This window comes from Streptomyces sp. NPDC036764 (assembly GCF_055609385.1).
Genome location: NZ_JBVJPT010000014.1, coordinates 32,308 through 46,789, shown reverse-complemented (window position 1 = coordinate 46,789; position 14,482 = coordinate 32,308). Strand labels below are relative to the sequence as shown.

The window sequence follows — 14,482 nt, the reverse complement described above, 5'->3', positions numbered from 1 at the left end:
ACTGAAATGCCTCGCAAGAGGCCGGCCGGGCCGCCGGCTCCCCCTCGTACAGTGCGGCGGCCCGCATCCGCGCCGTCCGCCCAGCTACCTGCCCGACACTCCGTGGCGGGGCGGACGGCCGCCGCCGGCTTGACCGCCGACTGATCGCCGTTGCACTAAAGGTGATTGGTCGGCCGCGGGTTGCCTGTGGCTGGTCGCGCGGTTCCCCGCGCCCCTACGGAATCGCAGGGGAACCTTGTTCGATCGTTCCGCAGGACCAGCAGCGCTATGTCGTCCGTGGGCCTTCCCCTGGTGTGACGGAGGAGGGCCGTGAAGAGGGTGCGCAGGATCGACTGCGGGGTGATCGGGTGGTCGCGTACGACCTCGACGAGCGCCGCCTGTAGCGAAAAGAACCGGCCTCGTGCGTCCCTCGCATCCTCGACGCCGTCCGTGTAGAGGACCAGGGAGTCGCCGGGGAGCAGGGAGCCGCAGTGCGAGGGGGTCAGTTCGGCCGGGAGGGGGAACGGCCCCAGGGGCGGTAGTGGATCGGCGTGGGCGAGAGTCTCGACTCCTGTGCCGTTCAGCAGATACGGGCAAGGGTGACCGCAGTTGAGAGCGGTCATCTCGCCGTCCCGGCCGATCTCGAGGAGCAGGAGGGTGACGAACTCCTCGGCGACCGGGGTGTCGGGCTCCAGGCCGGAAGCGGGGTGTTCGTCGCGTGACCGCTCGCGCAGATGGCGGGCCAGGGCCCGGTCCAGCCGGTGCAGCACCCGGCCCAGGTCGGGTTCGTCATGGACGGCCTCCCGGAAGCTGCCGAGGACGGCGGCGACCGTACCGATGGCGGCGATGCCGTGGCCACGCACGTCGCCCATGACCGCCCGTACGCCGTGCTCGGTGGCGATGACCTCGTACAGGTCGCCGCCGACCCGGGCACCGCGATCCGCGGAGAGCTGGGCGGCGGCGACGTTCAGCCCGTCGATGCGCGGCGGAAGCGGCCGCAGCAGCACGCTCTGCGCGGCTCCTGCGACCTCGCGCACCTGCCGGAGCTCACGCACCAGGGCGCGCCGGACGTGCAGGATCAGCCCGGTCCCCACGGCGAAGAAGACGGCACTGGTCACGATCCGGGCACCGAGGCCGTCCTGCCGGGCGAGCGGGCAGGCCAGCTTGTAGGTGACCGCCATCGCGCCCCAGGCGATGGGCAGCCCGAACGCGACCACCTTGCGGGGGACCCGAGCCGTGAAGCGGAACATGCCGATGGTCCCCCAATAGGCCCCGACAAAGCAGAACGGACCGGCCTCGAAAGGCCGGTCCGATTCTGTCGGGAGATAGTCCGGAAGTACCAGATCACCCCGAGAAGTCACCCCATCGAGTGAGGTGACCACAACGGCCCCGATGGGGGTGTGGGGGCTTGCCCCCACAAGGGGCGCGGGGAACTTCGCGACCCGCCACGACGAACCCGCAGCCGCCGATCAACAGCAATCCCCCGCCCCTTGGGCGAACTAGCCCCTCAGAACCGCCCCGGTCCGCTCGCCCGCAAGGGCCACCGCAGCATCCCGAGCAGCCGAAGCCTCATCGACGGTCAGCGTCCGGTCCCCCGCGCGGAAGCGCAACGCATACGCGAGGGACTTCTTGCCGTCACCGAGCTGCTCGTCGTTGACGTACACGTCGAACAGCCGGATCGCCTCGAGGAGTTCACCCGCGCCCTCACGCAGCGCGGCCTCCACCTCGGCGGCCGGCACCGGCTTATCCACGACGAGGGCTACGTCCTGCGTGGCCACCGGGAACGTGGAGATGCTCGGCGCCTGGGGCGTGCCGTCGCCGACCTGCTCCAGGGCGTCCAGGTCCAGCTCCATCGCGCAGGTGCGCGCCGGCAGACCGAGGGCCTTGAGCACCCGGGGGTGCAGCTCGCCCGCGTGACCGACGACCGTCTCCGTGCCGTCCACGACCACGGCGAGCTCGGCGCACCGGCCGGGGTGCCACGGCCCGTACTGGCCGCCGCGCACGATCAGCTCGGCACCGGCCTCGCGGGCCACGAGCCGGGCCGCCTCGATGGCGTCGGCCCAGTCGGCCGGACGTCCGGAACCCCACCAGCCGGCCTGCTCACGCGCGCCGGCGAGGACGGCGGCCACGTGCCGCGGCTGCTCGGGCAGCACGGCGTCGAGCGCGGCGAGCTCCTCGTCGGTCGGACGGCGGTCGACCGAGAGATGACCCGCGGTGCCCTGCTTCTCGTTCGGGAGGAAGACCAGCCCGGTCTCGAACAGCGCCAGGTCGTGCGAGCCCCGCCCGTCGTTGCGCCGCAGTGCGCCGAGCAGGCCCGGCAGCAGCGACGTGCGCAGCGCGGGCTCCTCGTCGTTGAGCGGGTTGACCAGCTTCACGACGCGGCGGGCCGGGTCGTCGGCGGCCAGGCCGAGCTGGTCGAAGACCTGCTCGCTGACGAAGGGGTAGTTCGGCGCCTCGACGTAGCCGGCCCCGGCCAGCGCGCGGCCGACCCGGCGATGCAGGCGCTGACGGTGGGTCAGGCCACGGCCGGACGGCGGCTTGGGCAGCGTGGAGGGCAGGTTCTCGTAGCCCTCCAGGCGGATGACCTCTTCGGCCAGGTCGTTCGGCTCCAGGAGGTCGGGCCGCCACGACGGCACGGTGACGATCAGTTCGTCCTGCCCGTAGACGTCGCAGCCGATCTGCTGGAGTCGCCGTACGACGGTCTCGCGGCCGTACTCGACTCCGGCGACCTTGTCCGGGTGGTCGGCCGGGGTGGTGATGGTGTGCGGTCCGGAGGGCGTGACGACCTCGGTGACGCCGGCCTCGGCGGTACCGCCCGCCAGCAGCACCAGGAGGTCCACCGTCCGCTGGGCGGCCGCGGCGGCCGCCGCCGGGTCGACGCCGCGCTCGAAGCGGCGGGACGCCTCCGAGGACAGCTTGTGGCGGCGGGCCGTGCGCGCGATGGAGACCTGGTCGAAGTGGGCGGCCTCGATGACGACGTCGGTGGAGGCGTTCTCCGTGTCGTCGTGGTCGGCGATCTCCGTGTTGGCGCCGCCCATGACGCCGGCGAGGCCGATCGGCCCGCGCTCGTCGGTGATGACGAGGTCCTCGGAGTGCAGCTTGCGCTCGGTGCCGTCGAGGGTGACGAGCTTCTCGCCCTCCTCGGCCCGGCGCACCCCGATCGTGCCCTGCACCAGGGCCCGGTCGTAGGCGTGCAGCGGCTGGCCGAGCTCCATCATCACGTAGTTGGTGACGTCGACGGCGAGCGAGATCGGGCGCATGCCGACCTTCTGCAGGCGGCGCTGGAGCCAGATCGGCGAGCGCGCCTCGGGGCTGAGGCCGGTCACCGTACGGGCGGTGAAGCGGTCGCAGCCGATCGGGTCCGAGACCTGCACCGGGTAGCCGAAGGCGTTCGGGCCGGGCACGTCGAGCAGCGCCGGGTCGCGCAGCGGGAGGCCGTAGGCGATGGCGGTCTCGCGGGCGACGCCGCGGATGGACAGGCAGTCGCCGCGGTTGGCGGTGACGGCGATGTCCAGGACCTCGTCGACCAGCTCCAGGAGCTCGATGGCGTCCTTGCCGACCTCGGTCTCCGGCGGCAGCACGATGATGCCGTGGGTGCCGTCGTCGCCCATGCCCAGCTCGCTGGTGGAGCAGATCATGCCGTGGGACGTCCGGCCGTAGGTCTTGCGGGCGCTGATCGCGAAGCCGCCGGGCAGCACGGCGCCCGGGAGGACCACGACGACCTTGTCGCCGACCTGGAAGTTGCGGGCGCCGCAGATGAGTTCCTGGGGCTGGCCGGTGCCGTTGGCCTGGCCGACGTCGACGGTGCAGAAGCGGATCGGCTTCTTGAACTCCGTCAGCTCCTCGATGGTCAGCACCTGGCCGACGACGAGTGGGCCCTTGAGTCCGTCGCCGAGCTGCTCGACGGTCTCGACCTCCAGACCGGCGGAAATGAGCTTGGCCTGGACGTCGCGCCCGGTCTGAGTCGCCGGCAGGTCGACGTACTCCCGCAGCCAAGAAAGCGGGACCCGCATCAGATCTCCATCCCGAACGGCCGGGTGAACCGGACGTCACCCTCGACCATGTCTCGCATGTCTTCGACGTTGTGGCGGAACATCAGCATCCGCTCGATGCCGAACCCGAAGGCGAAGCCGCTGTACTTCTCCGGGTCGACACCGCAGGCGGTGAGGACCCGCGGGTTGACCATGCCGCAGCCGCCGAGCTCGATCCAGCCCTCGGAGGAGCAGGTACGGCAGGGCCGGTCGGGATTGCCCACGGACTCGCCCTTGCACACGTAGCAGAGCATGTCCATCTCGGCGCTCGGCTCGGTGAAGGGGAAGAAGTTCGGCCGCAGCCGGGTCTTCATGCCCTCGCCGAACAGGGACTGGACCATGTGGTCCAGGGTGCCCTTGAGGTCCGACATGGTGAGGCCCTCGTCGACGGCGAGCAGCTCGACCTGGTGGAAGACCGGGGTGTGGGTGGCGTCCAGCTCGTCGGTGCGGTACACGCGGCCGGGGCAGATCACGTAGACCGGCAGCTCCCGGTCGAGCAGCGAGCGGATCTGCACGGGCGAGGTGTGGGTGCGCAGCACGACACCGGACTCGGTGCCGCCCTCCGGGCCCTGCACGAAGAAGGTGTCCGCCTCGCCGCGCGCCGGGTGGTCCGGGCCGATGTTGAGCGCGTCGAAGTTGAACCACTCCGCCTCGACCTGCGGGCCCTCGGCGACCTCGTAGCCCATGGCCACGAAGATGTCCTCGATGCGCTCCGAGAGCGTGGTGAGCGGGTGGCGGGCGCCGGCCGGTACGCGGTCGTGGGGCAGTGTGACGTCCACCGCCTCCTCGACCAGTACGCGCTGGTCGCGCTCGGCCTCCAGCTCGGCCTGGCGGGCGCCGAGTGCCTTGTTCACCGCGCCGCGGGCCTGCCCGACCCGCTTGCCGGCCTCGGCCTTGGCGTGCGGGGGCAGTGCGCCGATCTCGCGGTTGGCGAGGGACAGCGGGGAGGTGCCGCCGGTGTGGGCGACCTTGGCCTCCTGGAGCGCGTCGAGGGAGTCCGCGGCGACGAAGGCGGCGAGCGCCTCGTCCCGCATGCGCTCGATCTCTTCCGGTTTCAAGGCCTCGACCTCTACAGGGTCGTACGACTTATTCGGTGCCGACATCTCTTCCCGTGCTTCCGATTGGCTGGCTGAATGCCCCGTCTCGACCTGGAGACGCTTCGTCTCTGGTTTTGGACGCAAAGGTGCCAATGGCCGAGTCTAACGGGGTTGGGGTATGCGAATGCGCCCGTGGTGCCTCAGGCCATGAAGGCCGGGGCCGCCACGGGCAACGTAAATCGGAACTGTGCTCCGCCGCCGGGGGCACGGCCGACCGTGATGGTGCCGCCGTGGGCCTCGACGATGCCCTTGACGATGTAGAGCCCGAGGCCGGTGCCGCCGCGCTTGCTGCCCCGCCAGAAGCGGGTGAAGACGCGGTTCATGGACTCCTCCGGGATGCCGGGCCCCTCGTCGCTCACGGTGACCGACGTGCCGACGTCCTCGCCCTCTCGGGGGGACGTGGTGGCCGTGATGTCAATGGTGACCGTTCCGTCTCCGTGCCGCACCGCATTTTCGATGAGGTTGCTGAGCACCTGGTCGATCTTGTCCGGGTCGGCCCACAGGGCGGGCAGCGGCTGCTCGATGCGCAGCAGGAACCGGTCGGCCACCTGGCCGGCGGCGACGTACGCCTGGATGTGCCGCCCCACGGCCGCGCCTATGTCGACGGGCTGGCGGCGCACTTCGAGGCGCCCGCTGTCGATGCGCGAGATGTCGAGCAGCTCGGCGATGAGCCGGGTGACGCGGTCGGCGTCGGCGTCGACGGTCTCCAGCATCAGGCGCTTCTGGTCGTCGGTGAAGCGTTCCCACTTGGCGAGGAGCGTGGCGGTGAAGCCCTTGACCGAGGTCAGCGGGGAGCGCAGCTCGTGGGCGACGGTCGCGATCAGCTCGGCGTGACTGCGCTCGGTGCGGCGGCGGGCCTCGGTGTCGCGCAGCGAGACGACGACGCGGTGCACGGGCCCGGTCGGCTCGGTACGGACATAGCGCGCGGAGACCAGCACCTCGCGCCCGCCGGGCAGCAGGAGGTTGCGCTCGGGCTGCCGGCGCCTGATGGCCAGTCCGCCGTAGGGATCGGTGAGCTGCCACCAGCGGCGCCCCTCCAGATCCTCTAACGGCAGGGCCTTCTCCAGGCGCTGCCCGAGGGCGTCGGCGGCACGCACGGAGGTCATGCGCTCGGCGGCGGCGTTGAAGCAGATGACGTGCCCGTGCTCGTCGGCGACGACGAGGCCGTCGGGCAGGTCGTCGGGATCGAAGCCGAGCTCGGCGGGGTCACCGCTCCGGGACGCGGACGGCCGCGGCACCCGTTGTGCTCCCGGTGCGCTGCTCGTGCCGACACTCATCCCCGTACCCCACCTCTCACGACGGCTGAGGGGCCCCCGAGCTGGTCACCCTACTAGCTCTCGGTGACGCTGCGGCACCCTCCGGAGGCGCGCTGTGCACGGGCCGACGCATAGAGACATACGGCGGCGGCGGTGGCGAGGTTCAGACTCTCGGCCTTCCCGTGGATCGGGACGCGCACGACGGCGTCGGCCAGCGCGCGGGTCTCCTCCGGGAGCCCCCATGCCTCGTTCCCGAACACCCAGGCGGTCGGCCCGCCCATGCTCCCCTTGTCGAGCTCGTCGTCGAGGTCGCGGTCCCCGGCCCCGTCGGCGGCGAGGATCCGCACCCCGGCTTCCTGGAGTCCGGCGACGGCCCGCTCGACGGGCACCCCCACGGCGACCGGAAGGTGGAACAGGGAGCCGACGGAGGCCCGCACGGCCTTGGGGTTGTAGAGGTCGACGGAGGCATCGGTGAGGACGACGGCCTCGGCGCCGGCGGCGTCTGCGCACCGCAGCACGGTCCCGGCGTTCCCGGGGTCGCGCACATGCGCGAGCACGGCGACGAGCCTGGGCCGGGCGGCGAGGATCTCCTCGAAGGGGGTGTCGATGAACCGGCAGATCCCGACGAGCCCCTGGGGCGTGACGGTGGTGGAGATCTCGGCGATCACCTGCTCGTCGGCGAGGTGCACCCGCGCGCCGGCGGCCCGGGCCTCGCCGAGGATGTCGGCGTAGCGCTCCGCGGCCTCGACGGTCGTGAACAGCTCCACGAGCGTGGACCCGTACGCCGCCGCCTCCCGCACGGCCTGCGGCCCCTCGGCGAGAAACAGCCGCTCCTTGCCCCGGAAGTTCCGCTTGGCGAGCCGCCGGGCGGCGGAGACGCGAGGGGAACGGGGGGAGATCAGCTCGGGGCTGACGGGGGGCATGGGCTTCACCTTGGAGTTGCGGGATTCACGAACAACAGGACCCGCAGACCTCCTCGGCCTGCGGGTCCCTCAGTCACGTCGGCCTAGGCCAAGCGCAGTGTCACGCCGCCTTCGGGGCGTTGACGTCGCTCGGCAGCGCCTTCTGGGCGACCTCGACGAGCGCGGCGAACGCGTTCGCGTCGTTGACGGCCAGCTCGGCGAGGATCTTGCGGTCGACCTCGACGTTCGCGGCCTTCAGACCCTGGATGAAGCGGTTGTACGTGATGCCGTTGGCGCGGGCAGCGGCGTTGATGCGCTGGATCCAGAGCTGGCGGAAGTCACCCTTGCGCTTCTTGCGGTCGTTGTAGTTGTAGACCAGCGAGTGGGTGACCTGCTCCTTGGCCTTGCGGTACAGGCGCGAACGCTGACCGCGGTAGCCGGAGGCCTGCTCGAGGATCGCCCGGCGCTTCTTGTGGGCGTTCACTGCCCGCTTGACGCGTGCCACTTTTTAACTCCTTGTAGCGGGGCCGCGGTTGGACTCACACGACCCGGTATCGATTGGGTCCCGGTCAGAGATCAGGCGCGAAGTGGTTCCGCGCCCCGATGTCACTTGCCGAGAAGCTTCTTGATCTTCGCGGCGTCGCCCGGGGCCATCTCGGCGTTGCCGGTCAGGCGGCGCGTCACGCGGGACGACTTGTGCTCGAGCAGGTGGCGCTTGCCGGCGCGCTCACGGAGCACCTTGCCGGAGCCGGTGATCTTGAAGCGCTTGCTGGCACCGCTGTGCGACTTGTTCTTCGGCATAGCGCCGTTCTCTCCTCGTCGGTGGCGTTCCGGTGCCCGGTCGTGAAACCGGGCACGGTTGGAACGTCGCTGTTGTATCGGTTACGTCCTGGGGACTCGCGTCCCCCGGGATCACGCCTCGGCGGAAGCCTCGGCGGGTGCCTCGGTCTCCACGGCGCTCTCGGACTCCGCGGCGTTCTGCGACTTGCCGGGGTTGGCCTTCGCTTCTGCCTTGCGGGCTTCCTGCGCCTGGCGGGCCTCGGCCATCGCCTCGGTCTTCTTCTTGTGCGGACCGAGAACCATGATCATGTTGCGGCCGTCCTGCTTCGGGTTCGACTCCACGAAGCCGAGGTCCTGGACGTCCTCCGCGAGACGCTGCAGCAGTCGGTAGCCCAGCTCGGGCCGGGACTGCTCGCGACCACGGAACATGATCGTGATCTTGACCTTGTCGCCCTGCTTGAGGAACCGGACGACGTGACCCTTCTTGGTGTCATAGTCGTGCGGGTCGATCTTCGGCCGGAGCTTCATCTCCTTGATGACCGTGTGCGCCTGGTTCTTGCGCGCCTCACGGGCCTTCATGGCCGACTCGTACTTGAACTTCCCGTAGTCCATGAGCTTGCACACGGGCGGACGGGCGTTCGCCGCGACCTCGACCAGGTCCAGGTCGTACTCCTGCGCAAGCTCCAGTGCCTTGGCCAGCGGGACAATGCCCACCTGCTCGCCACTGGGACCGACAAGTCGCACCTCGGGAACGCGAATCCGGTCGTTGATGCGGGGCTCGGCGCTGATGGATCCTCCTCGGTTAGCACCACACGGCGGTCTGGCGGACAGCCGCGTATGTCTCTTTTCGTAGACCTAACCGCGCCGAAGCACAAAAAATGCCCCGGACGATCACAGGCGGGGCTCCAAGCACTACCGGAGCACCGCCGCGATGATCGCGGGGCGCAATTCGGGCGGCTCCATCGTCCGTACGGAACGATGGGCGCCGCCTGACCGGGGTGACCCGCCGTCCCGGGGGACGATCAGGTGGGAGTTCGGAGCCTCCACTTGTGGGTCGGTACGCATGACCGACCGGTCGAGAACCATCGTACCAAATTTTGCAAGGACCGCTCACCGCGCGGTTAGGGTCGGCCGTATGGCCACGTCGATCTGGCTCTGGTCCGCCGAGGACGTCCCCCATCGTGACGTACTCGGCGAGGAGGAGCGACGGCGGGCCGCGGCGCTGCGGGAGCCTGTGGGGGCCCACTTCACGGCGGCCCGGGTGGCGGTTCGGACGGTCCTCGGGGAGCTGCTGGGGGTGCCGGGCGGCGACATCGTGCTGGGCAACCACCCCTGCCCCGGTTGCGGGGATCCCGGGCACGGGCCGCCGCGGGTGGTGTGGCCCGAGACGTCCCTGTGGATCAGCATGAGCCGTTCGCAGGGCTACGGCGCCCTGGCGGTGAGCACGACCGCCGTCGGGGTGGACGTCGAGACGCACCGGCCGGTCGACCTGCCGGGCCTTGGCCGCACCGCGCTCGCTCCGGCGGAGGTCGCCTGGCTGGACGGGTTCGCCGAGCCGCGGGAGCGGCTGCTCGGCTTCTACCGCTGCTGGACCCGCAAGGAGGCGGTGCTGAAGGCCGTGGGGGTGGGGATGAGCGTCGATCTGCGCCGCTGGGACACCGCGCCCGGGGCCGACCGGGGCACCGTGCGGGACCCGGCACCGGGCCCGGCACGACTGTGGGCGGTGGAGAACCCGCCGTCCCTGCCGGGCACGACCATGGCCGTCGGCCGCCCCGCCTCGTCCGCGGCAGGGGAAGGCGAAGTACGCGTCAGGACCCTCTCCCCGGCTCGGACCGGAGCGGCGGATCTCCAGGCGACCGGTGAGACTACGCTGAAGGGGTTCCGCGCCCTGAAAGAGATGTGAGCGATGACCGACAGTACGCCGCCGCCGTCCGACTTCGACGCCATGACCCGAGACATCGCCGAGGTCCCGGCGGTCGAGGTGATCGTGACGGTCGCCGTGAATCTGATGAGCGCCGCCGCCGTGAAGCTCGGTCTGACCGAGGAGGGCGACAAGTTCAAGGACCTCGACGAGGCCCGCAAGCTGGTGCACGCCCTCGCCGGGCTGCTGGACGCGAGCACGACCGAGATCAGCTCGTTCCACGCGGCGCCGCTGCGCGACGGCCTGAAGTCGCTCCAGCTCGCCTTCCGCGAGGCGTCGATCGTCCCGGACGAGCCCGGTCAGGGGCCCGGCGAGAAGTACACGGGCCCGGTCTACGGCTAGCTCACCCTCGTACGTACAGGGGCTCGCCCGGTGGCGTCGTCCCGGCCGGCAGCAGTGCCAGGTCGAGACCGCGCACCAGGCGGGCCCTCAGTGTTTCGTCGGCGGCGAGCAGCTCGGCGACCGCACGCGCGGCCTCGGCGGGTGCGGCGGAGGCGTCGAGGACGAGGGCGAGGGTGCCGTCGGCCTGGCCGGGCCCGAGGTGGGCGCTGAGCACGGCGGGCACCGTGGACACGGCGGCCCGCACCGCGTCCCGCACGGCCGGATCGGCCAGCGGATCCGTCGTCGTACGCCCTTCGGCGAGCGCGAGCAGCGCCCGCCCCGTCAGCTCGTAGGGCACCGGACCGGCCATGTCCAGCACGATCGTGTCCGCCTTCTCGTGCGCCGCCGCCTCCAGGGCCTGGTTCAGGGGTACGGCGACGGGGCGGGCCGCCGGGTCCCAGCGGGCGAGGGAGTCGGTGGACGTGAAGGCGGGCAGGGCGGTGCGGTTCCCGGCCTTCAGGGTGGGGACTGCCATGTCGCTGGTCTTCTCGCGGCGCAGCCCGTTCTCGTCCTCCTCGACCTCGCCGAGCACGGCCACGACGGGGACGAGCAGCCGGGCGTCCTTGAGCGCCTGCAGGACCGGGCCCTCGGCGGTGCGGTCCTCGGCCCAGGCCGCGAGCGCGGCGCTCAGCCGGGGGTCGACGGAGCCGTCGTCGTCGGAGAACGGGGAGTCGGGAATGTTCTTGTTCGCCACGGTCACCGACCCTATCGGGGGGATGCTGCTGCGCTTGTGCGGCCCCGGTAACCCGCGCGTGACACCCGGTCGCCTGAATCTTCGTTTCTCTGACACGCCTCTAACGTGCGTCTCACGGCATGCACAGACAGACCCCCGACGATCGCGGCATGGAGTCATCCAGAGCCCGCCGCGCCCGTATGCCTCGACGCCGTCCGCTGCTCCACGGCGCCCTCGCGACCTTCGTCGTCCTGGGCGGCACGGCCGCGGGCACCGCGTATGTGAAGACTCGGGCGCATCCCGCGGTGCGGGCCGTATCGTCGGCGGCGACGGCGGCGCCCTCGGCGTCGATCACGGGCGGCGCGGACGGAAAGGCTTCTGTGGATCCGGTGGCGGAACCGACGGTGGACCACGACGCGCTGCTGGCCGGGGCGATGAAGGCGGTGGACGTGGAGGACGGCGCCGCGGTGTCGGTGGCGGTGCTGGACCTGGATTCCGGCGCGAGCGCCACGTACGGCGACGGCCGCTTCGACACCGCGAGCATCGTCAAGGTCGACATCCTGGCCGCGCTGCTGCTCCAGGTCCAGGACGCGGGGCGTGAGCTCACGGCGACGCAGCGGTCGTACGCCACCGAAATGATCGAGTACAGCGACAACACCGCCGCCTCGGCGCTGTGGCGGACGATCGGGAAGGCGGACGGGCTCGACAAGGCGAACGCGCGCCTCGGGCTCACGGACACCGCCGGCGGCGACGGCATGTACTGGGGGCTGACCCGGACCACCGCGGCCGATCAACTCACGCTGCTGCGGCAGGTGTTCGGGGCGGACTCGGAGCTGAGTGCGGACTCGCGGGCGTATCTCAGGTCCCTGATGGCGAAGATCGCGGCCGACCAGCGGTGGGGGGTGTCGGCAGTGGCCGACGGCTCCGCGTGGGCGTTGAAGAACGGCTGGCTGCCGCGCACGGCCACCGGGCTGTGGGACATCAACAGCATCGGGCGGGTGACGGCGGCCGGCACCGACTATCTGGTGGCGGTGCTGTCCGACGGCAACTCGACGAAGGCGAAGGGTGTTTCGCTGGTCGAGGCGGCGGCACGGGCGGCGGTGTCGGTGTTCACCCGTGCGGGCGCGTCCGCTCCACCGGGCGTCATGACGCCCGAGGCCTCGTAGCGGACCCGGCGGCTAGAAGCCGAAGCGGCCTCGGCGACCCCGCCACACGACGACCGCAGACACCAGCAGGAGCCCGCCGGCGCCGCCCGCGAGCCATGCGGTCCAGCTCGTCGCGTCGTCGTCCGAGCGGGCCGTGTCGGGACCCGACCCGAAGTACTCCTCGCCGTACGACGCCGCCTTCAGGTCCTTCGGCTTCATACCGGCGGCCTTCTTGATGGCGGCGGCCGGGTCGACGAAGCCGTAGCCACGCGAGTCGTCGCGGCCGTCGGCCGGGGCGCCTCGGGCCGTGTCCTCCAGGAGCTTCTTGATCTGGGCCGGGGTCAGGCCGGGGTGGGCGGCCTTGACCAGGGCCACCGCGCCGGAGACGAAGGCGGCCGCGGCGCTGGTGCCCCAGCCCTCGTAGTACTTGTGGTCGGGGTCGGCGATGACGACCTTCTCGCCGGGGGCGCTGACCGTGGCGTACCAGCGGCGGGTGGAGAAGGAGGCGCGGGTGCCGTAGCGGTCGACGGCGGTCGCGGCGATGACGCCGGGGTAGGCGGCCGGGTAGGAGATGTGGTCGCCCTTCTCGCCGCCGTTGCCGGCCGAGGCGACGACGACGGCGCCCTTGTTCAGGGCGTACTGCACGGCCTCGTCCTCGCCGGCCTCGGGGTGGGCGGACTTGGAGTCGTCGCCGAGGGAGAGGTTGATGACGTCGGCGCCGTGGTCGGCGGCCCAGCGGATGCCTTCGGCGAGTGCGTTGCCGCGGGTGCTGCGGGCCTTGGCGCGGGCCGGGTCGCCGTCCTCCAGGATCACGCGGACGGGGAGGATCTTGGCCTCGGGGGCGATGCCCATGATGCCGTCGCCGCCTCCGGCGCCATGTCCGTGGCCGGCGATGATGCCGGCCATCGCGGTGCCGTGGCGGGCCCAGGCGCGGTCGCCGCGGTCGGCTCCGAAGCCGACCATGTCCTTGCCCTGGAGGACGTTGCCGACGAGGTCGGGGTGGTCCGCCTCGACGCCGGTGTCCAGGACGGCGACCGTGACGCCCTTCCCCTTGGTGGTCTGCCAGACCTCCTGCGTGTGCATGGCCTCCAGGGCCCACTGCTGGGCACGTATGGAGTCGGCGTGCGCGGCGGTGGGCGGCAGGAGGACGAGGCAGGCGCCTAGGAGGGCGGCGAGGGAGCCGGTGCGCCGGGTCAGGGGGTTCTTCACGCCACTGATCACGGCGGCGGAGGCCGTGTCGTTCAGGTCGCTCTGTGCACCTGCGTTCGCGCCGGGGTTCATGACGACTGCTCCGTGGACGGGCCGACGTTCTTGCGCAGGGCGCGCTCGACGCGGTCGGCGAGGCCCTGTGCCTCGTGGCCCAGGCCGGCCTGGGCGACGGCCGTGGTGGCGCCGGACTCCATGGCCTCCTCGGCGGGCTGCGGGTCGTCGACGGTGCGGTGGTCGGCCCAGCCGGAGACCGCGTAGACGACGACGGGGGCGTCGGTGAGGACGGAGATGCTCCAGGAGGCGCGCTGTTCGACGCCGAAGCCGGCGGCCGGGGTGCCCTTGGCGGCGTACGGGCGGGGCATGAGGTCCGTACGGCGGTCGAGGCCCTCCTTGTTGAAGCGGCTGTCCAGGGAGCGCATCGCGGCGGCGTCGGCGTCGGTGAAGAGCAGACCGACGGTGGTGACGTAGCTCTGGGTGGCGTCGGTGTAGGTGGCGCGCAGGAGGCGCTGGCAGCCGACGGGCGCGAGGGCCTTGCGCAGGAGCGGGTCGAAGGCGCCCGCGCAGCCGGTGTCGGGGGCGACGGCGATCCGCGTCCAGGTCCGGTCGGCACCGCCGGGACCGGCGCCCTTGCCGATCACGGTGGGCGGGAACAGCCGGTCGACGGGTACGCCGTGCCACAGGCTCCCGGCCGCGGCGAAGGTGTCCCGAGCACCGCCGTCACCGGACTCCCCGACCAGCCAACTCCCGGTCACGGCCCCGCCGATGAGTCCGACGCCGAGGACGACACAGGCGGCGGCCACGGCGATCCGCGGCCTGAGGCGCATCCCGAGCGGCCGCGGCCGCGCCTGCTCGTCGTACCCCTCGGGCTCCCCGAACGACACGACGGGCCGCCCGGAACCCGGGGTCATCGGGGCACTCCAGGACAGTGACGGGTCCGGCGAGAACTGGGCGGAAGCCCCATGGCCCCCCGCGGAGTACGGCACACCGACCGACCCTCCGCCGGAGACCGCCGCCCCGTACCCGTCACCGCCCGAAGGCGCCTGAACAGGGGGACGCATGGGCGGCAGAGGCGCGGAGGCGGAGCGGCGAGGGGACTCGGCGGGAGCAC

Annotated in this window: 13 protein-coding genes and 1 pseudogene; 3 read left to right on the top strand and 11 right to left on the bottom strand. The window is 71.7% G+C overall.

The window, feature by feature from the left end; genetic code table 11:
• Window positions 1–155: 155 nt before the first annotated feature.
• The 8 genes and pseudogenes from ACZ69Q_RS35900 to infC form a co-directional block, all read right to left on the bottom strand.
• Window positions 156–1,229, bottom strand: coding sequence for a PP2C family protein-serine/threonine phosphatase (locus tag ACZ69Q_RS35900; RefSeq protein WP_471050392.1), 1,074 nt, complete (start codon window positions 1,227–1,229; stop codon window positions 156–158).
• A 249-nt stretch (window positions 1,230–1,478) separates the two neighbouring features.
• Entirely contained in the window at window positions 1,479–3,992 is a 2,514-nt protein-coding gene (gene pheT, locus ACZ69Q_RS35895) for a phenylalanine--tRNA ligase subunit beta (protein ID WP_471050389.1), read from the bottom strand.
• Window positions 3,992–5,113 (bottom strand): phenylalanine--tRNA ligase subunit alpha, encoded by a 1,122-nt coding sequence (pheS, locus tag ACZ69Q_RS35890; RefSeq protein WP_471050387.1) that lies wholly within the window; start codon window positions 5,111–5,113, stop codon window positions 3,992–3,994. The genes pheT and pheS overlap by 1 nt, the downstream gene beginning before the upstream one ends.
• Before the next feature lie 134 nt (window positions 5,114–5,247).
• Window positions 5,248–6,384, bottom strand: coding sequence for a sensor histidine kinase (locus tag ACZ69Q_RS35885; RefSeq protein WP_471050384.1), 1,137 nt, complete (start codon window positions 6,382–6,384; stop codon window positions 5,248–5,250).
• Window positions 6,385–6,437: 53 nt separating this feature from the next.
• A complete protein-coding gene (locus tag ACZ69Q_RS35880; RefSeq protein ID WP_471050382.1) occupies window positions 6,438–7,286 on the bottom strand; it encodes a TrmH family RNA methyltransferase in 849 nt (282 codons plus the stop codon).
• A 100-nt stretch (window positions 7,287–7,386) separates the two neighbouring features.
• Window positions 7,387–7,770, bottom strand: coding sequence for a 50S ribosomal protein L20 (rplT, locus tag ACZ69Q_RS35875; protein WP_006141703.1), 384 nt, complete (start codon window positions 7,768–7,770; stop codon window positions 7,387–7,389).
• Window positions 7,771–7,871: 101 nt separating this feature from the next.
• Window positions 7,872–8,066: a 50S ribosomal protein L35 gene (gene rpmI / locus ACZ69Q_RS35870; protein ID WP_003977225.1), complete on the bottom strand. Its 195-nt coding sequence runs from the start codon at window positions 8,064–8,066 to the stop codon at window positions 7,872–7,874.
• A 111-nt stretch (window positions 8,067–8,177) separates the two neighbouring features.
• Window positions 8,178–8,859: pseudogene (gene infC / locus ACZ69Q_RS35865) on the bottom strand (translation initiation factor IF-3).
• Between the two features lie 321 nt (window positions 8,860–9,180).
• On the opposite strand from infC, the gene ACZ69Q_RS35860 reads away from it, so the two are divergent.
• The gene (locus ACZ69Q_RS35860) at window positions 9,181–9,948 is read left to right on the top strand and encodes a 4'-phosphopantetheinyl transferase family protein (RefSeq protein WP_471050380.1); all 768 of its coding nucleotides are present in this window, start codon (window positions 9,181–9,183) and stop codon (window positions 9,946–9,948) included.
• A 3-nt stretch (window positions 9,949–9,951) separates the two neighbouring features.
• Window positions 9,952–10,308, top strand: a complete 357-nt coding sequence (locus ACZ69Q_RS35855; RefSeq protein WP_471050377.1) for a DUF1844 domain-containing protein — start codon at window positions 9,952–9,954, stop codon at window positions 10,306–10,308.
• A gap of 1 nt (window position 10,309) precedes the next feature.
• On the opposite strand, the gene ACZ69Q_RS35850 is transcribed toward ACZ69Q_RS35855, so the two are convergent.
• On the bottom strand, window positions 10,310–11,041 hold the full coding sequence (locus ACZ69Q_RS35850) for an SseB family protein (protein WP_471050375.1): 732 nt from the start codon (window positions 11,039–11,041) through the stop codon (window positions 10,310–10,312).
• Between the two features lie 149 nt (window positions 11,042–11,190).
• Here ACZ69Q_RS35850 and ACZ69Q_RS35845 point away from each other — a divergent pair, with 149 nt between their 5' ends.
• The gene (locus tag ACZ69Q_RS35845) at window positions 11,191–12,186 is read left to right on the top strand and encodes a serine hydrolase (RefSeq protein WP_471050372.1); all 996 of its coding nucleotides are present in this window, start codon (window positions 11,191–11,193) and stop codon (window positions 12,184–12,186) included.
• 12 nt (window positions 12,187–12,198) lie between these two features.
• On the opposite strand, the gene mycP is transcribed toward ACZ69Q_RS35845, so the two are convergent.
• Window positions 12,199–13,446, bottom strand: coding sequence for a type VII secretion-associated serine protease mycosin (mycP, locus tag ACZ69Q_RS35840; RefSeq protein WP_471050369.1), 1,248 nt, complete (start codon window positions 13,444–13,446; stop codon window positions 12,199–12,201).
• Window positions 13,443–14,282 (bottom strand): hypothetical protein, encoded by an 840-nt coding sequence (locus ACZ69Q_RS35835; RefSeq protein ID WP_471050366.1) that lies wholly within the window; start codon window positions 14,280–14,282, stop codon window positions 13,443–13,445. The genes mycP and ACZ69Q_RS35835 overlap by 4 nt, the downstream gene beginning before the upstream one ends.
• Window positions 14,283–14,482 lie beyond the last annotated feature (200 nt).